Consider the following 21,183-nt stretch of genomic DNA (forward strand, 5'->3'; position numbering starts at 1 on the left):
CATGGCCGACGTCACGAACCTCCGCTCCCCCGCCGAGGCCGGCCTGTCGAAGCTGTTCGAGTCGGCCCGCCAGAGCTTCGCCAGCGAGAAGGCGATCGCCCGCGAGGAGGCCTTCCGCTTCTTCGAGGCGACCGGCCTGCCGAGCCGGCGGGTCGAGGCCTTCAAGTACACGGACCTGCGCGCCGCCATCACGGAGGCCGCGCCCCCGGCCGAGGCGCCGAGCCTCGACGTCGCCCAGGCGGCCGTCGCCGGGGCGAAGGGCTTCGCCGGCATCGAGGCCGCGCGCCTGACCTTCGTGAACGGCCATCTCGTCCGCGAGCTGTCGGATCTCGATCGGATCCCCGAGGGGGTCACGGTCGTCCCGATGTCCGAGGCGCTGACGAAGGCGCATGTCGACCTGAAGCAGCTCGCGCCGGTGGCGCAGGCCCGGGAGAATCCGGTCTACCAGCTCAACACCGCCTTCCTGGCGGACGGCGCGCTGATCACGGTGGCGCCCGGCGCGAAGCCGGCGCGGCCGCTGCACTTGCGCTTCGTGGGCGCCGAGAACACGCCGTTCTCGACGGCGACCCGCGTGCTCGTCCAGATCGGCGAGGGCGCGGAGTTCGGTCTCCTGGAGAGCCACGAGGGTCCGGACGGGCTCACCTGCCAGCCGAACGACGCCCTCGACGTGGTGGTCGGCCCCAAGGCTGCCTTCCGGCACACCCGCCTGAACAAGCAGGGCGACGCCGCCATCGCGCTCTCGACCCTGTCGCTCAAGGTCGAGGCCGAGGGTCAGGTCGAGACCGTGAACCTCGTGACCGGAGCGGTCCTGTCGCGCCACCAGATCTTCGTCCACGTCGCGGGCGACGACACCAACGTCGTGGTCAACGGCGCCGCCATGCTGCGCAAAGGTCAGCTCGCCGACTCGACGCTGCTCGCCGATCACGCCGCTGTCGGCGGCGTCGGCCGCGAGCAGTTCAAGTGGATCATCGACGGCGACGCCACCGGCGTGTTCCAGGGCAAGATCATCGTCCGTCAGGCTGCCCAGCAGACCGACGGCAAGATGAAGTCCGACTGCCTCCTCCTCACCGACGAGGGGCAGATGATGAACAAGCCGGAGCTGGAGATCTTCGCCGACGACGTCGCCTGCGGCCACGGGGCCACCTGCGGTGCGCCGGACGAGGATCTGCTGTTCTACCTGATGGCCCGCGGCCTGCCGCGCGCGACCGCCGAGAGCCTGCTCGTCCAGGCCTTCGTTGGCGAGGCCGTCGAGGCGGTCACGCACGAGGGCGCCCGCGCGGCGCTCATCGGCGAGATCGAGGCCTGGCTCCAGGCGCGCGGCTGATCGGACCCGGCCGGTCCGCTCCGCGGACCGGCCCTTCTCGATGCCTGATCCCATCCCGAGGCCACCGCGGCAGCGCGCCTCGGGGCTGGGTCCAGGAATCGCAACGCCAGCCGGAGGCCTCCGAGGCCTCCGCTTCGCTCCGGCACCTCAGGATGAGGGCTGTTCCCGGGATCGGCGAAGTCTTCGGAAGGTCGCGACCATGAACGCACCCGTCCTCACCCCCGCCTACGACGTCGCGGCGATCCGGAAGGATTTCCCGATCCTGGGCCAGCAGGTCTACGGCAAGCCGCTCGTCTACCTCGACAACGCCGCCTCGGCGCAGAAGCCCCGGCAGGTGATCGACGCGATGGTCTCCTGCATGGAGACCGGCTACGCCAACGTCCATCGCGGCCTGCACTACATGGCCAACGCCGCCACCGAGGGCTTCGAGGGCGCGCGCGAGACCACGCGCCAGTTCCTCAACGCCGCCTCGACGGACGAGATCATCTTCACCCGCAACGCCACCGAGGCCTACAACCTCGTGGCCTCGTCGATGGGCTGGGCCGGCCTGATCGGGGAGGGGGACGAGATCATCCTCTCGATCATGGAGCACCACTCCAACATCGTGCCCTGGCACTTCCTGCGCGAGCGCCGGGGTGCCGTGATCAAGTGGGCGCCGGTGGACGACCAGGGCAATTTCCTGGTCGAGGAGTACGAGAAGCTGTTCTCGCCCCGCACCAAGATGGTGGCGATCACCCACATGTCGAACGTGCTCGGCACGGTGACGCCCGCCGCCGAGATCGTGCGCATCGCCCACGCCCACGGCGTGCCGGTCCTGCTCGACGGTGCGCAGAGCGCGGTGCACCAGCCGGTCGACGTGCGGGCGCTCGATTGCGACTTCTTCGTCTTCACCGGCCACAAGGTCTACGGCCCGACCGGGATCGGCGTGCTCTACGGCAAGAAGGAATGGCTGGAGCGCCTGCCGCCCTACCAGGGCGGCGGCGAGATGATCCGGACGGTCAGCGAGGACGCGATCACCTACAACGATCCGCCCCACCGGTTCGAGGCCGGCACCCCGGCCATCATCGAGGCGGTCGGTCTCGGCGCCGCGCTCGAGTACATGATGAATCTCGGGCGCGACGCGATCGCCGCCCACGAGGCGAAGCTCACGGCCTACGCGCAGGAGCGCCTCGGCGCGATGAATTCCCTGCGCCTCATCGGCACCGCACCGGGCAAGGGCGGCGTGATCGCCTTCGAGATGAAGGGTGCGCACGCCCACGACATCGCCACGGTGATCGACCGGCAGGGCGTGGCGGTGCGGGCCGGGACCCACTGCGCGATGCCGCTGCTCAATCGCTTCGGCGTCACCTCGACCTGCCGCGCCTCGTTCGGGCTTTACAACACGACCGCCGAGATCGATGCCCTTGCCGAGGCGCTCGGCAGAGCAGAAATGCTGTTCACCTGATACTGGGATGAGGCTGGTCCCGTCCGCGCGGGCCCGGGGAGAGTGAAGCGATGAGCACCGACGCCACCATCACGGGCGGCAAGAACGCCCCCGACGTCGCCGGCGACTCGACGATCCCGCAGGCGGAACTGGACCGCCTGACCGACGACATCGTCGCGGCGCTGAAGACGGTCTACGATCCCGAGATTCCGGCCGACATCTACGAGCTCGGCCTGATCTACAAGGTCGATATCGGCGACGATCGCGTCGTCGCGATCGACATGACCCTCACGGCGCCCGGCTGCCCGGTCGCGGGCGAGATGCCCGGCTGGGTCGAGAACGCGGTGTCCGCCGTGCCGGGGGTCCAGTCCTGCGCGGTGACCATGGTCTTCGACCCGCCGTGGGACCAGAGCCGCATGTCGGACGAGGCCCGCGTCGCCCTCGACATGTGGTAGCGCCCCCGCGGAGCGTCACGGCTTCCCGAAGGGACTCCCGGGCGCGACGCGCGGACCCTGCGCGGCGCCCGATTGTCGTTGCACGGGAAAGGCTCGCACCGCGCCCCGGTCGCGGGCGGCGAGTGTCGACGCCGGCGCGATCTGCGGACTTCTACGCAGCCGTTAAGGCCCCGCTAACCATGACCCCGCAGATCGGTGGCGGCCGCCGCGAGGGCGGCCTCTCCTCGATACAGTTGGTGGAAGCGGATGGCTGCGGGCTACGTGGTCGCGGCGTTCTTGGAGGCGGCCGGGCTGGCCGGCCTCGTGATCGCCGTGCTCAAGATGCGGACGGAGCGGCGGGCGCGGGCCGCGGACTTGCGGAGCTTCCTTCGCTCCGGACAGATCCCGATTGTCGAGATCGGAGGGACGCGCCGTCCCGCGGACGCTGCCGCGCGGCTGATCGCCGTCCCGTACACGACCGGCCGGGGCGGTGGTCCGGAGGCTCGGCCGTCGGCCGCCCGCGCGGCGCTCGGACGCGCCTTCACGTCCGGCGGCGCGGTGCCGCGCGCCGGGTTGATTGGCGCGATCAGCGCAGGATGACGTCGAGGCCGCTGCCGAGCAGGACCACGGCGCTGAGCGTCAGCATGAACTTCAGGTCTTCGAGACGGGCGCTCATGATCGATCCTCGATGTTCGGCTGGTTGGCCGCCGTTCCGATGACCGATGATCACCAGATTAACGAATTTTTCGCGAGTCCTTTCAGGATCCGTTAGGGATTTACCGACGGTTTCCCTTTGCTAACGTTACCGATGTGTTAAGGCGCCTTCCGGAGCCGTCGGCTCATTCTGGTCCGGCGGGGCGGCACGATCTGCGCCGGCCGGAACTCACGAAGGTTCGAGCCATGTCTCCACGTCCGCGCACGACCTTCGGGCGGGCCGTCGACTGGATGTTTCGCGACAGGACCACCGGCGCGATCACCGTGGCGCAGTGGCCGAACCTGCCGCTCTGGCTCTTCGCGGGCCTGAGCCTCGCGGCCTGGCTGGCCCGGGACAGGGGAGAGCTGGCCCCCTGGCTGCCGGCCTCCTCTCTGTCCTTCGGGGCCGATATCGCGCTGACATGGTGGGCGATCGACGAGCTCCTGCGCGGCGTGAATCCCTGGCGCCGGATCCTCGGTGCAGCGACCCTGATCGGCCTGGCCGCGCTGATCACGCTTCGGCGAGCGGCCTAGTGCCGGAACCATGCTACCGGCAATTGTATTTCTGGATGTTGATTCGGAACGGAGGCTGAACCGACTTCGCCGATTACAGATGAGCGGCACAAGATCTCGGTCCGGGGTGGCTGTCCGCGCGTTCTGGACAATGCGGCCCTGCCAAGCTGATACCATAACGGTAGGTTGCACCCGCCGAGAAAGTGTGGATGGTCGTGCCGCGCGCCGCGTGAGCAGCGTCTGTGGGCATCCCGTGCATCCGAGCTCGGCCGAAGGACTGGTTTCGAAGAGATCATGACGGACGCGGGCGGATTCGATCTCGACGGCACGGCGAACTCCGCTCACGAGCGGGAAGTGCTGCTTCGCCAGATCGCCCACGCGCTGAACGTCCCGGTCTCGATCTTCCGCGGGCCGCCGGGGTCCCCGGCAGCCGGCGGCCCGAGCGCCGCGGAATGCGCCGCCTTGCTGACCGCGTTCTCGCGCATCGAGGATCCGGATCTCCGCAAGGAGTGCCTCGCGCTGGCGGAGCGCCTCGGCCGCCGGTGAGCCGCGGGCGCCCTCGCGGTGCGGTGGCGCACACGGGCTCGGTCAGCGCCGGTCATTCACCATGCTATAGGGGCGCCCGCCGCCGGAGGCGTCCCGCTCGGCCGGCCCCTCGCGTGTCCGGTGCCTGAGCATGGCTGCCGGACCCGTGCACGCTCCCGCTCGCACCAGGCTCTGATGCCGATCATCTCCATCTCGAAGCTGTCGAAGACCTACACGTCCGGCTTCACAGCCCTGCGCGACATCGACCTCGCCATCGAGCGCGGCGAGATCTTCGCGCTGCTCGGTCCGAACGGAGCGGGCAAATCCACGCTCATCAACATCGTCTGCGGGATCGTCACCGCGAGTGCGGGGACTGTCCTGGTCGACGGCCACGATATCGCGGCGGATTACCGCGCCGCGCGCCGGGCCATCGGGCTCGTCCCGCAGGAACTCACCACCGACGCCTTCGAGACGGTGCTGAACACCGTGAGCTTCTCCCGCGGCCTGTTCGGGCTGCGGCCGGATCCCGGGCATATCGAGCGGATCCTCCGGGCGCTGTCCCTCTGGGACAAGCGCGACAGCCGGCTGATGACCCTGTCGGGCGGCATGAAGCGGCGGGTGCTCATCGCCAAGGCGCTGTCGCACGAGCCCCGGGTGCTGTTCCTCGACGAGCCCACGGCGGGTGTCGACGTGGAGCTGCGCCAGGACATGTGGCGCCTCGTGCGCGACCTGCGCCAGCAGGGCGTCACCGTCATCCTCACCACCCACTACATCGAGGAGGCCGAGGAGATGGCCGACCGCATCGGCGTGATCCGCCGGGGCGAGATCATCCTCGTGGAGGAGAAGGCCGCGCTGATGCGCAAGCTCGGGCGCAAGCAGCTGACGCTCCACCTCCAGCAGCCGATCGCCGCGGTACCGCCGGAACTCGCCGATTACGGCCTGGCGCTCGGCGGGGAGGGGACCGAGCTGGTCTACACCTACGACACCCGCGCCGAGCGCACCGGCATCACCGGGCTCCTGACCGGCCTCGCGGCGGCGGGCATCCGCTTCAACGACCTCCACACCGAGCAGAGCTCGCTGGAGGACATCTTCGTCGGCCTCGTGCGCGAGGAGAGGGCACAGCCATGAGCGCGGCGTTCAGCATGAACTGGCCGGCGATCCGGGCCATCTACCTGTTCGAGATGGGACGCTTCTGGCGCACCGCCGGGCAGAGCATCCTGGCCCCGGTCATCTCGACGACCCTGTACTTCGTGGTGTTCGGCGCGGCGATCGGCTCCCGGGTCTCGGCGGTCGACGATGTGCCCTACGGGCTGTTCATCGTGCCCGGCCTGATCATGCTCTCGCTGCTGACGCAGAGCATCTCCAACGCCTCGTTCGGCATCTACTTCCCGCGCTTCGCCGGCACGATCTACGAGATCCTGTCGGCGCCGATCTCGCCGCTGGAGGTGGTGCTGGGCTTCGTCGGCGCCGCGGCCTCGAAGTCGGTCCTGATCGGGCTGATCATCCTGGCTACCTCGGCCCTGTTCGTGCCGCTGCGGATCGACCACCCGCTCTGGATGATCGGGTTCCTGCTGCTCACCGCTGTGACGTTCAGCCTGTTCGGCTTCGTCATCGGCCTGTGGGCGGACGGGTTCGAGAAGCTGCAGCTGGTCCCGCTCCTCGTCGTGACCCCGCTCACCTTCCTGGGCGGCAGCTTCTACGCGATCAGCATGCTGCCGCCGTTCTGGCACGCGGTGAGCCTGCTGAACCCGGTCGTGTACCTGATCAGCGGGTTCCGCTGGGCGTTCTTCGGCAAGGCGGACGTGAACATCGCGGTCAGCCTCGGCATGACCGCGCTGTTCCTGGTGATCTGCCTCGGCCTCGTGACCTACATCTTCCGCACGGGCTACCGGCTGAAGAGCTGAGGCCTCAGGGCTGCGCGGCCAGGAAGGCCAGCACCCCGTCCCGGTGCGGCTTGGCGCCGACCGCCGTGGAGTGGTCCTTGCCCTCGATCTCGAGGGCCCGAGCGTCCGGGATCAGGGCGGCGAGGGCCGGTCCCGAGCCCGCGACCGTGTCGAGGGTCCCGACCGAGACCAGGACCGGCACCTCGATCTGCGCGAGCTCGCTCCGGCTGAGCGTCTGGCGCGAGCCGCGCATGCAGGCGGCGAGCGCCCGCAGGTCGCTCCGGGTCTGCTCGGCGAACATCCGGAAGGCCGCCGCCGTGGGGTTGGGCGCGGGCGTCCCGGCGGGCGCCTCCAGGGCCTCGGCGATGCCGGAGGGCAGGCCCTTGCCCTCGATCAGGTGCATCCCGAGGCCGCCGATCAGGGCCGAGCGCACCCGGTCCGCGTGGTCGAGCGCCAGATGCGCGGTGATCCGCCCGCCCATCGAGTAGCCCATGACGTGGGCGCGCCCGATCCCGAGATGGTCGAGGAGCCGGACCGCGTCGCCGGCCATGGCCTCGGAGCTGTAGGCGGCCGGATCGTAGAGCTTCTCGCTCTCGCCGTGGCCGCGGTTGTCCAGCGCGATCGCGCGGTAGCCGGCCTGGGTCAGGGCCTTCACCCACTGGGTGTTGACCCAGTTGACCGCGTGGTTCGACGCGAATCCGTGGATCAGCAGGATCGGCTTGCCCGGACCGTCCGCCGGCGGGACGTCGATATAGGCGATCCGCACGCCGTCGGAATTGAAGGTCTCCATGCCGCGCAACCTGTGTTCATCAAGCTCGGCCACGGCTTAGACCACCCGGGCGCGCGGGAGCAACGCGGATCGATCCGCTTGCGGGTCGGAGCGCCGGCTGGCAAACCGCCCCGGTCATGACGGACACGCAGCCCTACGGCACCTACGAACCGTCCGGCCTCGTGGCGGCGATCACCCGCCGCACGAACCGGATCCCGGCCGAGTCCTGGTACGGGCGGCGCCTCGCGCTGTTCCTGCGCCGGATCGCGATCGCGCGCCTCGGGGGCAAGCCCCTCGACGTGACCCGCTACGGCGCGCGGATGCGGCTGCACCCGTACAACAACAACTGCGAGAAGAAGGTGCTCTTCACCCCGCAGTTCTTCGACCCGGAGGAGCGGGCGCTGCTGCAGGAGCGCCTGCCGTGGGACTGCGTGTTCCTCGACATCGGCGCCAATGTCGGCGCCTACGCGCTGTGCGTGGCCGCCTTCTCGGGGCCGGGGGCGCGGATCGTCGCCGTCGAGCCGCAGCCGGACGTGTTCGACCGCCTGACCTACAACATCGCCCAGAACCCGTTCCACACCGTCAAGGCGGTCGCCTGCGCGGTGGCCGACAAGGCCGGTGAGCTGACCCTGTTCATCGATCCGCGCAACCGCGGCGAGTCGAGCCTGCGCATCGTCGGCACCAACGAGGGCGCGCGGATCACCGTGCCGGCGGTGACGCTCCTCGACCTGCTGCGCAGCGAGGGCCTCGACCGCGTCGACGCCATCAAGCTCGACGTCGAGGGCGCCGAGGACCTGATCCTCGAGCCGTTCCTCCGCGAGGCGCCGGACGCGCTCCTGCCGCGGATCCTGCTGGTCGAGAACGGCACCGGCCAGTGGCAGCTCGACCTGCTGCGGCATCTGGGGCGCTACGGCTACCGCGAGATCGCGCGCTCGCGTCTCAACCTGATGTTCGAGCGCGGCGCCATCAGGCCGGCGTGATCACCGGGATCTCCTCGGCGATGGCGACGCCCTCCGGCGCGACGGCGCAGCGATAGGCGCGGACCGCCACGCCCGCCGCGCGCGCCTCGCGGAACGCCCGGTCGAAGGCGGGATCGATGTCCCGGGCGACGTCGAAGGCCTCGGCCCGCATCTGCACGACGATGACCACCAGCGCGCGACCGCCCTCGGCCACGACCTGGGCTAGGTCGCGCATGTGCCGGGCGCTGCGGGCCGCCTTGCAGTCCGGGAACTCGGCCAGGCCCGCCCGCCGCATCAGGTGGCAGTTCTTGACCTCGACGTGGCATGGCCCTGTAGCCGCGCCGCTCGCGAGGAAGTCGACCCGGCTGGCCGCGGCGTAGCGCACCTCGGGCCTCAGCGCGTCGTGGCCGTCGAGCGCCGCGATCGCGCCGGCCCGGAAGGCCTCGGCCACGAGCGCGTTCGGCCGCATCGTGTTGATGCCGACCCACTGCGCACCGCCGGGGAGGTCGGCCTTCACCAGCTCCCAGGTGAGCGGCAGCTTGCGCGCGGGGTTGCTCGAGCGCGACAGCAGCACGCGCGCGCCCGGCGTGTTGAGCCCGAGCATGGCTCCGGGATTGGGGCAGTGAACGGTGACGCGGCCGTCATCGGTGTCGATATCGGCGAGGAAGCGCTTGTAGCGCTGCACGAGCCGTCCCGGCACCAGCGACGCGGCGAACTGCATGGGATCCTCGGGGTTCACGTAGTCGCGGGCCGCGGTCGCGCTATCTGCCTGCAGGACCCGCCCGACGCCAGAGTTCCATGAACCAGCCTTCCGAATCCGTCACCGCCGCGATCCTCGTCATCGGCGACGAGATCCTCTCGGGTCGCACCAAGGACAAGAACATCGGCACCATCGCCGACTTCCTCACCGCCGCCGGGATCGACCTGCGCGAGGTGCGGATCGTGCCCGACGAGGCGGCCATGATCGTCGAGGCGGTCAACGCCCTGCGCGCCCGCTACACCTACCTGTTCACCACCGGCGGGATCGGCCCGACCCACGACGACATCACCGCAGACTGCGTGGCCGAGGCCTTCGGGGTCGGCATCGACGTGGACGAGCGCGCCCGGGCGATGCTGCTGGAGCGGCACAAACCCGAGGATCTCAACGAGGCCCGCCTGCGCATGGCGCGGATCCCGTTCGGGGCCGACCTGATCGCCAATCCCGTCTCGAAGGCGCCGGGCTTCCGCATCGGCAACGTCCACGTGATGGCCGGCGTGCCCAGCATCATGCAGGCGATGCTGGACTCGATCGCCCCGACGCTGACGGGCGGCGCCGCGATGCTGTCCGAGACGATCGAGGCGGCCGGCCTCCCGGAGGGCAGCTACGCGGGCGGCCTCGGCGAGATCGCGAGGGCGCGGCAAGCCGTCTCCATCGGCTCGTACCCAGCGATCACGCCTGAGGGCTTCCGCAACCGGATCGTCGTGCGCAGCCGGGACCCGGAGGCCCTCGCCGAGGCGCGCGGCGCCGTCGAGGCCCTGCTGGCGCGGCTCTCGGCCTGACTCGTCCCGTCCGATCGATCGTGTTGCGTAGCGGAGCTGTCGGATGGTGCGGGATAGGGACCAGCGGGCCGACCCCGAGATGCGCCGGGACGAGCTGCTGAAGGAAGTCTCCGAGATCGGCCGGCCCGACGCCTACGTCCTGCACGAGGTCATCCGGCTCGAGGGCGACGAGGAGCTGCGGCGCCACGGCCTCGCGCTGTTCCTCTCGGCATTCGCGGCCGGGCTCAGCATCGCCCTGTCGCTGATCGTGCCGGGCGTCCTGCGGAGCCACCTGCCGGAAACCGACTGGGCCAAGATCGTCGGCTCGATGGGCTACGCGGTCGGGTTCCTGGTCGTCGTCCTGGGGCGCCAGCAGCTCTTCACCGAGAACACCATCACGCCGATCCTGCCGCTCCTGCACGACCGCTCCGTGAAGACGGCGCTCCGCGTCGTCAGGCTCTGGATGATCGTGCTGTCGGGCAACATCCTGGGCACGCTCGCGATCGCGACGGTGCTGGCCTATTCGGGCGCCTTCGAGCCGCCGGTCCTCAGGGCCTTCGCGGAGATCAGCCACGACGCCATCGCGCACGGGTTCTGGGCGACCTTCGTTAAGGCCGTCTTCGCCGGATGGATGATCGCCCTGATGGTCTGGTTCCTGCCGGCCACCGCCAGCGCGGCGCCGTTCGTGATCCTCCTGATGACGTGGCTGGTCGCGCTCTGCAGCCTCGCCCACATCGTGGCCGGCTCCGTCGAGGCCTTCTACCTCGTGGTCACGGGCGCCGCGTCGCTGCACGATTACACGGTGAAGTTCTTCCTGCCGACGCTGCTCGGCAACACGTTCGGCGGCGTGGCGCTGGTGGCGGTGCTGAACTACGGGCAGGTCGCCCCCGAGGTCGAGGAGACCAAGGCGGTCGAGGGCGAGCGTCCGGACTGAGACCGAGGACTCGGACCGAGGACTCGGGCCGCCGGCGGCACCGCGCGTCGCCCGCGACGCCGGATCCGCGCCGACCGCCTCAGTCGAGCCGCACCGGCGGGCTGATCAGGTGGTCGAGATCGTCGAGGACCCAGGTCATCGTCCCGCGCAGCGGCCCGTAGAGCCCGATCTGGTGCTGCCGGTAGAGGAGGTCGTGCGTCAGCCGCGCCGAGAGCCCGTTCAGGCGCCCGCCGCCGAACGTGTAGCGGCCGAGCGTGCCCCAGCCGTTGAAATCCGCGAGCGAGACGATCGCGCCCTTCTCGGCATAGCGGAACGGAGGCAGGTCCGCGTCGGGCGCATCCCCGCGGGCCAGCGCGCGGCCGAGATGGCGCGCGAGATGCTGCGCCTGCTGGCGTGCGGCCTGCGCGGTTGCCGGAACGGGGTGGCCGGTCCGGGAGTCGGTGAGGCTGGCGCAGTCGCCGAGGGCGATGATGGCCGGATCCCGGGTCGTGCGCAGGTCCGGGCGGACGACGAGTTGCCCGGCCCGCGAGCGCTCCAGGCCGTCGAGGCCGGCGAGCACGTCCGGCGCCTTGACGCCGGCGGCCCAGACCTTCAGCCCGGCCGGGATGCGGCGGCCGTCCTTCAGGATGAACCCGTCCGCGTCCGCGGCCGTCACCGTCGCGCCGGTCCGGACCTCGACGTCGAGATCCGACAGGGTGCGGGCGGCGGCGCGCGACACCTTCTCGGGGAAGGCCGGCAACAGGCGCGGCCCGCTCTCGATCAGCGTCAGGCGCAGGCGCCCCGGCAGGTCGGGCGAGCCGTAGGCCGCGAAGAGGTTGATGGCGTGCTTGAGCTCGGCGGCCAGCTCGACGCCGGTCGCACCGCCGCCCACGATGGCGATTTCCAGCAGGCCGCCGCCATCCAGCCGGGCCAGGAGATGGCACCGCAGCTGTTCGTGGAAGTGCTCGGCCTCGGTCAGGTCGTCGATGGTCAGGCAATGCTCGGCCACGCCCGGCGTGCCGAAATCGTTGGCGCGGCTGCCGATGGCGAGCACCAGCAGGTCGTAGGCGCGCTCCACCTCCGGAACCCCCTCCGCGGCCTCGACCGCGAGCCGGACGCGCCTGGCCGCCCGGTCGATGCCCACGAGGGCGCCGGGCTGGAACCGGAAGCCGTTGCGGCGCGCCTGGGCGAAGAGATCCACCTTCTGCCGGTCGGCCCGGGCCGTACCCGCCGCGAAGGTGTGCAGCATCGGCTTCCAGACGTGCGAGAGGCTGCGATCGGCGAGGGTGACGTCGGCTCGGCCGCCGCGTCCGAGGCTGGTCGCCACCTCGATCCCGGCGACGCCGCCGCCGACGATCACGATCCGTGGACTCTCCGCCATGACGTCTCCGCATCCTCACGGGTCGGGAACGCCGGTCACGGCCTCGATGTTCGCCGCGGCGCGCGCCGATTCCGCCCGGCGTCGGAAGCGCGTCCTGCGCGGCCCGTCCCCCGATCCCGCGCCGGGCGGGATCGGGGGACGGGCCGGCAGGGGCCGTCGACCATGAAAAAAGCCGCCCGGAGGCGGCTTTCGTGAACGTCGCGCTGCTTGCTGCGTCCGGATCAGGAGCGCATGCGGGTCCGCACCTCGCCGAGGCTCGCGCGGATCAGGTTCTGGGCGGCGTCGCCCTGCATCCGCTCGCGCAGGATCGTCTCCGAGACCTTCACGGCGGCCTCCGCGGCGGCGGCGCGGACCTGAGCCTCGGCCTGGGCTTCCGCCTGGGCGATCTTCGTCTCGGCGGCCTTGGTGCGGCGGGCCAGGAAATCGTCCAGCTTGCGGTGACCTTCCTCGGCGGCGCGCTGGGCCTCCTCGCGGGCACCGGCGACGATCGACTCGGCCTCCTTCTCGGCCTCGGCGCGGCGGCGCTTGTAGTCGGCCAGCACGGCGGCGGCCTCCTCGCGCAGGCGCTTGGCCTCGTCGAGCTCGTGGCGAACGCGGTTGGCGCGCCCGTCCAGGCCCTTGAGCATCGTCGAGAAGGCGCCGGCCTTCCAGGCGATGCCCATGAAGATGACGAACGCGACGGCGACCCAGAATTCGGCTTCGAGCAGCATCGTGGGATCCCGTCAGTGTGCGGTGGCGTCGAGGGCGCGGTCGAGGCTCGTCCGGTCCGGGGCCTGCCCGGTCAGACGCTCGACGATGGCCGACGCGGCCTCACCCGCGATCGAGCGGACGTTGCCCATGGCGGCCTCGGTCCGCGTGCGGATCGTCGCCTCGGAGGCGGAGAGCTTGGCGTTCAGCTCGTCCTCCAGCGCCTTGCGCTTGGTCTCGGCCTCCGCGGCCAGTTCGTTCCGGGTGGTCTGCGCGATGTCGCGCGCCTTGCCCTGGGCGTCCCGGAGGGCGGTCTCGAAGGCCACGCCGGCGGCATCCGCCTCGGCCTTCATCGCCTGCGCCTGGTCCAGGTCGGCACGCAGGCGCTCGGCGCGGGCGTGCAGGATCGACTGGATCCGCGGCAGCGCGATCTTGTCCATCAGGTAGTAGAGGAGGCCGAAGGCCAGGGCGAGCCAGATCAGCTGCGCCAGGAAGCCCGAGGTCTCGAAGGGCGGGAAGGCGCCGGAATGCGCTTCCGTATGCTCGACATGGCCCGGCACGACCTGCGTGTCGGCGCCCGGGGGCGGCGTGGTGAGGGGATTGGGCTGCGCCATGAGACCGCTACACTGACACCGTTCGCTGAGGCCACCGCCGGCGCGGTGACGGACGAAGGCGGACGCCCCGTCGCGGGAGCGTCCACCCGTTCATCGGGCCGGGGCCCGGGAGGAGACCGCGGGGACCGCGGCCTCCGGCGCCGATCAGACGGCGAAGAGCAGCAGCAGCGCGATCAGCAGCGAGAAGATGCCGAGCGCCTCGGTGAGGGCGAAGCCCAGGAGCAGGGTGGCGCGCTGGCCGTCGGCCGCGGACGGGTTGCGAAGGGCGCCGGCGAGGAACTGACCGAACAGGTTGCCGAGGCCGATGCCCGCACCCGCCATGCCGAGGCAGGCGAGGCCGGCGCCGATGTACTTCGCAGCGACGGGATCCATGGTAACTCCTGAGGTCTCTTCAGATCGAAACGTGCGGTGACGTTTGCGGCGGGTGGAGCCGGCCGATCAGTGGCCGGGGTGAAGGGCGTCGTTGAGGTAGATCGCCGTCAGCGTCGCGAAGACGTAGGCCTGAAGCGCCGCAACGAGGAACTCGAGAGCGGTCAGCGCGATCGTCAGGAACAGCGGGAGCGGCGATAGCACGCTCCAGGCGCCCGCGAGAAGGAGCTGGACCACGAAGAACGCGAAGATCTTCATCGCGATGTGGCCGGCCAGCATGTTGGCGAACAGACGGACCGACAGGCTGATCGGGCGCGAGATGAACGAGATCACCTCGATCGGGACCAGGATCGCGAGGAGCGGCTTCGGCACGCCCGACGGCACGAACAGGCCGAAGAAGTGGGTGCCGTGCTTCATCACGCCGAAGATCACCACGGTGGAGATCACCAGCGCGGCGAGGCCGAAGGTGATGATCAGGTGGCTGGTCACCGCGAAGGCGTAGGGGATCATCCCGAACAGGTTCAGGACGAGCACGAACATGAACAGCGAGAACACGAGCGGCATGAACCGCTTGCCGCCGTCGCCCGTCGCCTGGTGCACGGTGTCGGCGATGAATTCGTAGAAGATCTCGGCCAGCGACTGCATGCGGCCCGGAACGACCGAGCGGGACGCGGTCGCGACGATGGTGATGAGCGCGATCACGCCGACGGCGGCGAACATGTAGAGGGCCGACTGCGTGAACGCGAGCTGCTGGTGGCCGATATGGCCCAGCGACACGAGCGGCTTCAGCTCGAACTGATGGATCGGGTCGATCGTGACCGCCATTCCCGCTTCCGCCCTTCTTGTCCGGCGCGCCGACGGGTGTCGGCCGCCCCACATTCCCCACTGACCGGCGCGCCTTATGGCTCCTGCCGATCGCGACGTCCCGGACGCGCGCCGGCGAAACCCGACGCCCGCATCACGTTGTAGACCCCCGCGACGAACCCCAGCATCAGGAGGACGATCAGGCCCCAGGGCTTCGTCCCGAAGACATGATCGACGATCCAGCCGAGTATGCCCCCCGCGATCACGCCCGCGACGAACTCCGTGGAGAGCGTCATGGCCTGGCCCAGCGAGGATGGCCCGCCGTCCCGAGGGCGCGTGGAATGACCGGGAGCAGCCTGCGGCCGCTTCCGTTCGATCTGCGTCTCGAGACGTCTGAGCCTCGCGGTGAGTTCGCTGTCCGTCGGTGTCTGCTCGGTCCCTCTCCCGTCCCTCGGATCGTCGCCGTTCACGGCTCAAAACTCATCGGGCGGGAGGCTGTGGAACCGGCTGGACACCCCCAGCAAGCGGGGCGCACCATAGTTTCGCCTATCTTGAGTGTCAAGGCGAACCCCATACACCGTAAGTAATTGATTTTAGTTTGGTATTCCAACTTTGTGCGATGCGCCGGAGCCGCGTCGCGCGCGAGGCTCCGGCCGGTCGATCAGGCGCCGATGATCGGCTTGATCACCTTCTCCATCCCCTCGACGGTCATCTCGCCGGTGTAGCGCTCGCCGTTGATGAAGAAGGTCGGGGTCGAATCCACCTTGAAGACGTCGAGGCCGCGCTGCTTCACGGCGTTGACCGCGCTGTAGATCTTCTGGTCCTTCAGGCAGGCCTCGAAGGTCTGCTTGTTGTAGCCCGCCTGCCGGAGCATCTGCTCCAGCGCGTCCACGGGCTTCGGCGTGAAGGCCCAGGCCGCCTGCTGATCGAACAGCAGGTCGGTGATCGGGTAGTACTTGGCATCGCCCTGGCAGCGCGCCAGCATGAAGGCCGCGGTGGCCAGCGGGTCGAGGGGGAATTCGCGCAGCGTGAACCGCACCTTGCCGGTGTCGATGTAGCGCTCCTTCAGGGTCGGCCACGTGGTCCGGTGGAAGGCCGCACAGTGCGAGCAGGTCATCGAGGCGTACTCGATGATCGTGCACTTGGCGTCCGCCGGGCCGAGCCAGACATCGCCGAGGGGGCCCGGCTGCAGCAGGGCCGCCATCTCGGAATTCTGCGCCCGGGCGGGACGTCCGAGATACGGCAGGGCGAGGCCGGCGCCGAGGGCGAGGCCGGAGAATTTGAGAGCGTCGCGTCGCGTCGTCATCGGGCAGGCTCCGCCGGATTGATCAGTCGTGGCGTCCGGATGCCGGTACTCGGGCGCGACCGTCCTGGCAAGGTGACCGAGCCGACCGTTCACCGCTCCGGGCGCGTCGCCACGGCGGCGGTGCCGAGGCGGTCGAGGGCCGCGCGCAGGCCGTCATCGGCGATCCCCGCCAAGGCGCGCTGGACCTCGACGGCGGCGGCCGGATCGACCCGCGCGCGGGCGGGCGCCCGGCCGGCGCGCCCGACCCGGTCCTGCTGCAGCACGATCCGGGAGACGCAGGCCCAGCCGTAATGGGCGTTGATCCGCTGGATCACCACCGGCGCGAGATGCTGCAACTCGAGCGCGAAGACGCCCTCGACGCGCACGACCAGCGTGCCGGATTCGGGCGCGGCGGACTCGCTCCGGCGGCGCTTCGGCCATTCCAGCTTGGACGGGCGGCAGTAGCGCGCCAGCCGCTCGCCGACGATCTCCGGCCACGCGGCCAGGATGTCGGTCGAGGCGAAACCCTGCGCCGCGAAGGCCGGCCCGATGCAACTCTCGATCAGTTCGGCCAGCGGTTTGACGCGCGCCATGGTGGTTCCGGCCCCGTGGATCCGAGAAGGTTAGCGCAGGATGGTTGACGAAGGGAGCACGCGCCGGCGCTTTCGCCGCCCTATGATCGCCGCGGCGCTCCGGCTATGCAGCGCGACCCCTGTCGACCCGCCCATGCCGCCTCGCACAGCCACGGATCCTGAAGCCGGTCCCGGACCGCGCGCCGACGACCTGCTCGCCTGGTACGACCGGCATCGGCGGGTGCTGCCCTGGCGGGCGCTCGCCGGCGCGGTCCCCGATCCCTACCGGGTCTGGCTGTCCGAGGTGATGCTGCAGCAGACCACCATCGCGGCGGTGCGGCCGTATTTCGAGCGCTTCCTGACGCGCTTCCCCGACATCTTCGCCCTGGCCGAGGCCCCCGAGGAGGCGGTGATGTCGGCCTGGGCCGGCCTCGGCTACTACTCCCGCGCGCGCAATCTGCACGCCTGCGCGAAGGCGGTCGCGGCGGCCGGGGGGCGCTTCCCCGACACCGCCGAGGGCCTGCGCAAGCTCCCGGGAATCGGCGCCTACACGGCCGGCGCGATCGCCGCGATCGCGTTCGACCGGCCGGAGGCCGCCGTCGACGGCAATGTCGAGCGGGTCCTGAGCCGGGCCTACGCGGTGGAGGCGCCGCTCCCGGGCAGCCGGCCGGAGATCCGCCGCCTGACGCAGGCGCTCGTCCCGCAGGAGCGGCCGGGCGACTTCGCCCAGGCGCTCATGGACCTCGGCGCGACGATCTGCACGCCGAAGCGCCCCGCCTGCGCGCTCTGCCCGTGGATGCGGCCCTGCCGGGCGCGGTCGCTGGGCACGCAGGAGACCTTCCCGCGCAAGATCAGGGTCGCCAAGGGGGCGCTCCGCCGCGGCGCCGCCTTCGTGGCGATCCGCAGCGGCGACGAGGCGGTGCTGCTGCGGACCCGCGCCCCCGAGGGGCTGCTCGGCAACATGGCCGAGCCGCCGGGCAGCGCCTGGGAGCCGGATTACGACGTGGCCGCCGCCCTGCTGGACGCGCCCCTCGACGCGCGGTGGAAGCGGCTCCCGGGCCTCGTCCGCCACGGCTTCACGCATTTCCCGCTGGAGCTGACGGTGTTCGTCGCCCGCGTCGCGCTCGCGACGGCGGCCCCGTCCGACATGCGCTTCACCCCGCGCAGCGCCCTCGACGACGAGCCGCTGCCCGGCCTCATGCGCAAGGTCCTGGCACACGCCTTCGACCCGAAGCCGGAGCCCGAGAAGAAGCCGCGCGGGCGCCCGAGGAAGGAACCGCCGCCGATGCCGCTGCTGGCGGCGATGGAGCCACCGGTCTCGATGCCGGATCCGGACCCGCGCCCGCGCGTGCGCGCCGTCCCGAAGCCGCAGCCGAAGGCGGCGCCGGTGCCGCCGCAGGAGACGGACGAACTGTTCGACGGGGAGGTCGAGCCATCGCCCGCACCGGCGCGGGCCCGGTCATCGCCGCGGCGGCCGGGGCCGGCCCGGAAGCGGTAGCCGACCGTCATCGCGAGCGCAGCGAAGCGACCCAGGGCAGCGCGACATCTGTCTGCGTGGCGCTGCTGGATTGCTTCGCTCCGCTCGCAAAGACGGTGTGCTGGCTCAGCCGTTGGCCATCGCCTGCCGGAGACCGGCCCGGTAGCTGTCGATCACCACCGGCTTGCCGCCGCGCTCCACGTGCCAGAACGTCCAGCCGTTGCAGGCCGGCAGGCCCTGCACCAGCGCGCCGATCTTGTGGATCGAGCCGATGACGAGGCCGTTGTCGAGCTGGCCGTCCGGGCGCACCGTGGCGCGGAACCGGCGGCGCTCGTCGGTCACGGTCTCGCCGGGGCGGATGTGGCCCGCCTCGATCACCGACAGGAACGGGACCCGCGGCTCGGCGCGCTTGGTCGGCGCCACCATGAGGGCGGCCCTCGACAGGGTCTCCACGGCGGCGATCCGCTCCCGGGCCGCCTCGGCGTAGGTCGCCTCGCGCTCGATGCCGATGAAGCGGCGGCCGAGGCGCTTGGCGACGGCGCCGGTCGTGCCGGTGCCGAAGAACGGGTCGAGCACCACGTCGCCGGGATTGGTCGCCGCGAGCAGCGTCCGGGCGAGCAGGGCCTCGGGCTTCTGGGTCGGGTGGACCTTGCGGCCTTCCCCGTCCTTCAGCCGCTCCTCGCCGGTGCAGAGGGGGATGAACCAGTCGGAGCGCATCTGGAGGTCCTCGTTGCCTCCTTTGAGCGCCTCGTAATGGAAGGTGTAGCCCTTCGACTCCGCCGAACGCGAGGCCCAGATCAGGGTCTCGTGGGCGTTGGTGAAGCGCTTGCCGCGGAAGTTCGGCATCGGGTTGGCCTTGCGCCAGACGATGTCGTTGAGGATCCAGTAACCGAGATCCTGCAACGCGCTCCCGACCCGGAAGATGTTGTGGTACGACCCGATCACCCAGAGGGTCGCGTTCGGCTTCATCACGCGGCGGCAGGCGGCGAGCCAGTCCCGGGTGAAGGTGTCGTAGGCCTCGAAGGTCGCGAACTTGTCCCAGTCGTCGTCGACCGCGTCGACGCGGCTCTGGTCCGGGCGCAGGAGGCCGGCGTCGCCGAGCTGAAGGTTGTAGGGCGGGTCGGCGAACACGCAGTCGACGCTCGACGCCGGCAAGGCGTTCATGGCCGCGATGCAGTCCCCGACGAGTACCTGGTCGAGGGGCAGAGAACGCTGGGCGGGTACGAGACCCATCCGTGGCGCCGACGCGGGCCGCCCGGCACGCGAGACCTGTTTCCGGGCGACGGCGTCGGCAGCCACGGTACGCGGGGAAGCCATGGCAAACACCGGTTACGCGACTGACCGGCAGACCATGCGCCGGGTACGGTAAAGGTCACGTTGTCGATTTCGCGTCCGGCGCGTCCCGTTCTGGGGCTGCAGATTTTGCCGACCGGGCGCCCGGACAATCCTCCGACAGATTAAGCAACCGTTACCCGCCTGCGCCGCGCCGCCGGGATCGGGCGACAACACTCTATCCCTGCGGGTCACGCGCGGCCGCGGCAGCCTGTGCTTGGGAAACAGCCGCGCACGACAATCATCGTCGTGCCAGGGGCGCCGGGCGGGTCGCGCTTCCACCTCAGCGGGACGCAGGGTCACGCTCCGCGCAAGGCTTAAGAATGATGTCCTATTTTGCATCCTCCCCGACGGAGGCGAGCAGTTCTTGCTGAATACGCAGAACCACACGCCAATGCATCACCCGCAACAAGAGCGGAAATAAACTGAAATAAGCCGCCATGTAATGGGGATGACCAGCGCGAAATCGGCCAAAATGTGACCCCGACAGGCAGAAAAAGCCTGCCATATTCCGGCCCGTTTCGGGCACGACTGGCGCCGCCCCGACAAAAACAATGGGAATGCGTCGAGAATGTCGTTCGGTTTCGGTAAGCTCGTTGTCTCGCTTGGAATGCTGTCCACCGTCGTCGGAACCAGCCTCCCGGCCGCCGCCCAGAGCGGAGCGGCCTCCTGGTACGGGAGCGGCCATCGCACCGCCAACGGCGAGCGTTTCAACCCCAACGGACTGACCGCCGCCCATCGCAGCCTGCCGTTCGGCACCCGGGTCCGCGTCGAGAACAAGCGGACCGGCCGCTCGATCGTCGTGCGCATCAACGACCGCGGTCCGTTCGTGCGCGGCCGCATCATCGACCTGTCGCGCGGCTCCGCCCGCGCCCTCGGCATGGGCGGCGTCAGCTACGTGTCGCTGCAGGTCGTGCACTGACCCTTCACGGGCATCGAGCGCCCCGGCGCGCCTCCGCCCCGCGCGGGCGGGGCGGCCTCCGGGGCGTTGTCTGCCGGACCCGGACGCACCATCTGCTGCCGGGTTCAGCTCGGATCACCCGCCCATGCCCAAGCCCCTCATCGTCGACATCCCGCACGACCTCGGCCGCGACGAGGCCAAGCGGCGCCTGGAGCACGGCACGGATCAGGCGCGGGCCCTCCTGGCCAAGAGCGGAATCACGGTGGACCAGCTCGCCTGGACGGGCGACCGGCTCGATTTCGGCGTGTCCGCGGTGGCGCAGAAGATCGCCGGCACGATCGACGTGGGCGCGGAGAGCGTGCGCCTCGAGGTGAAGCTGCCGTTCCTCCTCGCCCTGTTCGCCGAGAAGATCCAGAAGGTGGCGAGCAAGGAGGGCAACCTCCTGCTGACGAAGAAGTAGCCCTCCGGAACCGGATCCGCCGCACTCTGTTTCCGCCGGACCGGTGCCGCTGTGCACCACCGGTCTCGCGGAGGATGACGGTGCCCGATTTCACGCTCGCCGACCCGGGGCAGGTCCCCGAGGTGCCGCCGCAGCCGACGCCGGTGCCGGACCGCCCCTACGATCCGCCGCAGGCGCCGACCCAGCCGCCCGGGCCGGAGATCCCCGGGAACACCCCGGCGGAGGCGCCGGGCATCCAGCCGCCCGAGATCCCCGTCAACGATCCGGGCGTGCCCGAGATCAGCCCGCCGACGGGACCGGCCAACCCGATCGCCTGACCGGGCGCCGACCGACGGGGGCGGCACTGT

Annotated in this window: 26 protein-coding genes; 15 read left to right on the top strand and 11 right to left on the bottom strand. The window is 70.5% G+C overall.

Going from position 1 to position 21,183, the window contains the following annotated elements; translation table 11 throughout:
- Nucleotide 1 precedes the first annotated feature (1 nt).
- The 8 genes from C4T42_RS15255 (at nucleotide 2) to C4T42_RS15290 (ending at nucleotide 6,816) form a co-directional block, all read left to right on the top strand.
- Nucleotides 2-1,324, top strand: coding sequence for a SufD family Fe-S cluster assembly protein (locus C4T42_RS15255; protein WP_103985354.1), 1,323 nt, complete (start codon nucleotides 2-4; stop codon nucleotides 1,322-1,324).
- A gap of 199 nt (nucleotides 1,325-1,523) precedes the next feature.
- The gene (locus C4T42_RS15260; protein WP_103985355.1) at nucleotides 1,524-2,768 is read left to right on the top strand and encodes a cysteine desulfurase; all 1,245 of its coding nucleotides are present in this window, start codon (nucleotides 1,524-1,526) and stop codon (nucleotides 2,766-2,768) included.
- A gap of 50 nt (nucleotides 2,769-2,818) precedes the next feature.
- Complete coding sequence (locus C4T42_RS15265; protein ID WP_020093409.1) at nucleotides 2,819-3,202, top strand: SUF system Fe-S cluster assembly protein; 384 nt, start codon at nucleotides 2,819-2,821, stop codon at nucleotides 3,200-3,202.
- 261 nt (nucleotides 3,203-3,463) lie between these two features.
- A complete protein-coding gene (locus tag C4T42_RS15270) occupies nucleotides 3,464-3,781 on the top strand; it encodes a hypothetical protein (RefSeq protein ID WP_244603208.1) in 318 nt (105 codons plus the stop codon).
- Nucleotides 3,782-4,081: 300 nt separating this feature from the next.
- Nucleotides 4,082-4,408 carry a hypothetical protein gene (locus tag C4T42_RS15275; RefSeq protein ID WP_042673770.1) on the top strand — a complete coding sequence of 109 codons (327 nt, stop codon included), beginning with the start codon at nucleotides 4,082-4,084 and terminating at the stop codon, nucleotides 4,406-4,408.
- 273 nt (nucleotides 4,409-4,681) lie between these two features.
- Nucleotides 4,682-4,933: a hypothetical protein gene (locus tag C4T42_RS15280; protein ID WP_020093405.1), complete on the top strand. Its 252-nt coding sequence runs from the start codon at nucleotides 4,682-4,684 to the stop codon at nucleotides 4,931-4,933.
- Nucleotides 4,934-5,104: 171 nt separating this feature from the next.
- On the top strand, nucleotides 5,105-6,040 hold the full coding sequence (locus C4T42_RS15285; protein ID WP_042673784.1) for an ABC transporter ATP-binding protein: 936 nt from the start codon (nucleotides 5,105-5,107) through the stop codon (nucleotides 6,038-6,040).
- Nucleotides 6,041-6,054: 14 nt separating this feature from the next.
- Nucleotides 6,055-6,816: an ABC transporter permease gene (locus C4T42_RS15290; protein WP_103985374.1), complete on the top strand. Its 762-nt coding sequence runs from the start codon at nucleotides 6,055-6,057 to the stop codon at nucleotides 6,814-6,816.
- Nucleotides 6,817-6,820: 4 nt separating this feature from the next.
- On the opposite strand, the gene C4T42_RS15295 is transcribed toward C4T42_RS15290, so the two are convergent.
- Nucleotides 6,821-7,585, bottom strand: coding sequence for an alpha/beta hydrolase (locus C4T42_RS15295; RefSeq protein WP_042673772.1), 765 nt, complete (start codon nucleotides 7,583-7,585; stop codon nucleotides 6,821-6,823).
- 116 nt (nucleotides 7,586-7,701) lie between these two features.
- On the opposite strand from C4T42_RS15295, the gene C4T42_RS15300 reads away from it, so the two are divergent.
- Nucleotides 7,702-8,544 (top strand): FkbM family methyltransferase, encoded by an 843-nt coding sequence (locus tag C4T42_RS15300; protein WP_103985356.1) that lies wholly within the window; start codon nucleotides 7,702-7,704, stop codon nucleotides 8,542-8,544.
- Here the strand turns inward: C4T42_RS15300 and sfsA are convergent.
- The gene (gene sfsA, locus C4T42_RS15305) at nucleotides 8,531-9,244 is read right to left on the bottom strand and encodes a DNA/RNA nuclease SfsA (RefSeq protein WP_103985357.1); all 714 of its coding nucleotides are present in this window, start codon (nucleotides 9,242-9,244) and stop codon (nucleotides 8,531-8,533) included. The genes C4T42_RS15300 and sfsA overlap by 14 nt on opposite strands.
- A 77-nt stretch (nucleotides 9,245-9,321) precedes the next feature.
- On the opposite strand from sfsA, the gene C4T42_RS15310 reads away from it, so the two are divergent.
- Together C4T42_RS15310 and C4T42_RS15315 are read left to right on the top strand one after the other, a co-directional pair.
- Complete coding sequence (locus tag C4T42_RS15310) at nucleotides 9,322-10,062, top strand: molybdopterin-binding protein (RefSeq protein ID WP_042673776.1); 741 nt, start codon at nucleotides 9,322-9,324, stop codon at nucleotides 10,060-10,062.
- 43 nt (nucleotides 10,063-10,105) lie between these two features.
- Entirely contained in the window at nucleotides 10,106-10,975 is an 870-nt protein-coding gene (locus tag C4T42_RS15315; protein ID WP_103985358.1) for a formate/nitrite transporter family protein, read from the top strand.
- Nucleotides 10,976-11,054: 79 nt separating this feature from the next.
- Here the strand turns inward: C4T42_RS15315 and C4T42_RS15320 are convergent, their stop codons facing one another.
- The 8 genes from C4T42_RS15320 to C4T42_RS15355 all read right to left on the bottom strand — a co-directional run bounded on the left by C4T42_RS15320 (nucleotide 11,055) and on the right by C4T42_RS15355 (nucleotide 16,687).
- Complete coding sequence (locus C4T42_RS15320) at nucleotides 11,055-12,335, bottom strand: NAD(P)/FAD-dependent oxidoreductase (RefSeq protein ID WP_042673778.1); 1,281 nt, start codon at nucleotides 12,333-12,335, stop codon at nucleotides 11,055-11,057.
- Nucleotides 12,336-12,556: 221 nt separating this feature from the next.
- The gene (locus tag C4T42_RS15325) at nucleotides 12,557-13,042 is read right to left on the bottom strand and encodes an ATP F0F1 synthase subunit B (protein ID WP_170855147.1); all 486 of its coding nucleotides are present in this window, start codon (nucleotides 13,040-13,042) and stop codon (nucleotides 12,557-12,559) included.
- Nucleotides 13,043-13,057: 15 nt separating this feature from the next.
- The gene (locus C4T42_RS15330) at nucleotides 13,058-13,636 is read right to left on the bottom strand and encodes an ATP synthase subunit b 2 (protein ID WP_020093395.1); all 579 of its coding nucleotides are present in this window, start codon (nucleotides 13,634-13,636) and stop codon (nucleotides 13,058-13,060) included.
- Nucleotides 13,637-13,780: 144 nt separating this feature from the next.
- Nucleotides 13,781-14,008 (bottom strand): F0F1 ATP synthase subunit C, encoded by a 228-nt coding sequence (locus C4T42_RS15335; protein ID WP_007566773.1) that lies wholly within the window; start codon nucleotides 14,006-14,008, stop codon nucleotides 13,781-13,783.
- 66 nt (nucleotides 14,009-14,074) lie between these two features.
- Entirely contained in the window at nucleotides 14,075-14,830 is a 756-nt protein-coding gene (locus C4T42_RS15340; protein WP_020093394.1) for a F0F1 ATP synthase subunit A, read from the bottom strand.
- Nucleotides 14,831-14,904: 74 nt separating this feature from the next.
- Nucleotides 14,905-15,279 (bottom strand): AtpZ/AtpI family protein, encoded by a 375-nt coding sequence (locus C4T42_RS15345; RefSeq protein WP_042673780.1) that lies wholly within the window; start codon nucleotides 15,277-15,279, stop codon nucleotides 14,905-14,907.
- A gap of 191 nt (nucleotides 15,280-15,470) precedes the next feature.
- Nucleotides 15,471-16,115: a DsbA family protein gene (locus C4T42_RS15350; RefSeq protein ID WP_020093392.1), complete on the bottom strand. Its 645-nt coding sequence runs from the start codon at nucleotides 16,113-16,115 to the stop codon at nucleotides 15,471-15,473.
- An 89-nt stretch (nucleotides 16,116-16,204) separates the two neighbouring features.
- Complete coding sequence (locus C4T42_RS15355) at nucleotides 16,205-16,687, bottom strand: DciA family protein (RefSeq protein WP_103985359.1); 483 nt, start codon at nucleotides 16,685-16,687, stop codon at nucleotides 16,205-16,207.
- A 133-nt stretch (nucleotides 16,688-16,820) separates the two neighbouring features.
- On the opposite strand from C4T42_RS15355, the gene mutY reads away from it, so the two are divergent.
- Nucleotides 16,821-18,164, top strand: a complete 1,344-nt coding sequence (gene mutY, locus C4T42_RS15360; protein ID WP_042673787.1) for an A/G-specific adenine glycosylase — start codon at nucleotides 16,821-16,823, stop codon at nucleotides 18,162-18,164.
- 105 nt (nucleotides 18,165-18,269) lie between these two features.
- Here the strand turns inward: mutY and C4T42_RS15365 are convergent, their stop codons facing one another.
- A complete protein-coding gene (locus tag C4T42_RS15365) occupies nucleotides 18,270-19,460 on the bottom strand; it encodes a site-specific DNA-methyltransferase (RefSeq protein ID WP_280177390.1) in 1,191 nt (396 codons plus the stop codon).
- Nucleotides 19,461-20,046: 586 nt separating this feature from the next.
- On the opposite strand from C4T42_RS15365, the gene C4T42_RS15370 reads away from it, so the two are divergent.
- The 3 genes from C4T42_RS15370 (at nucleotide 20,047) to C4T42_RS15380 (ending at nucleotide 21,153) form a co-directional block, all read left to right on the top strand.
- The gene (locus tag C4T42_RS15370) at nucleotides 20,047-20,397 is read left to right on the top strand and encodes a septal ring lytic transglycosylase RlpA family protein (RefSeq protein ID WP_020093388.1); all 351 of its coding nucleotides are present in this window, start codon (nucleotides 20,047-20,049) and stop codon (nucleotides 20,395-20,397) included.
- 124 nt (nucleotides 20,398-20,521) lie between these two features.
- A complete protein-coding gene (locus C4T42_RS15375; RefSeq protein WP_020093387.1) occupies nucleotides 20,522-20,836 on the top strand; it encodes a polyhydroxyalkanoic acid system family protein in 315 nt (104 codons plus the stop codon).
- 80 nt (nucleotides 20,837-20,916) lie between these two features.
- Nucleotides 20,917-21,153, top strand: coding sequence for a hypothetical protein (locus C4T42_RS15380; protein WP_026604965.1), 237 nt, complete (start codon nucleotides 20,917-20,919; stop codon nucleotides 21,151-21,153).
- Nucleotides 21,154-21,183: the final 30 nt, after the last annotated feature.

The sequence above is a fragment of the Methylobacterium sp. 190mf genome (assembly GCF_900107945.1).
GTDB lineage: Bacteria > Pseudomonadota > Alphaproteobacteria > Rhizobiales > Beijerinckiaceae > Methylobacterium.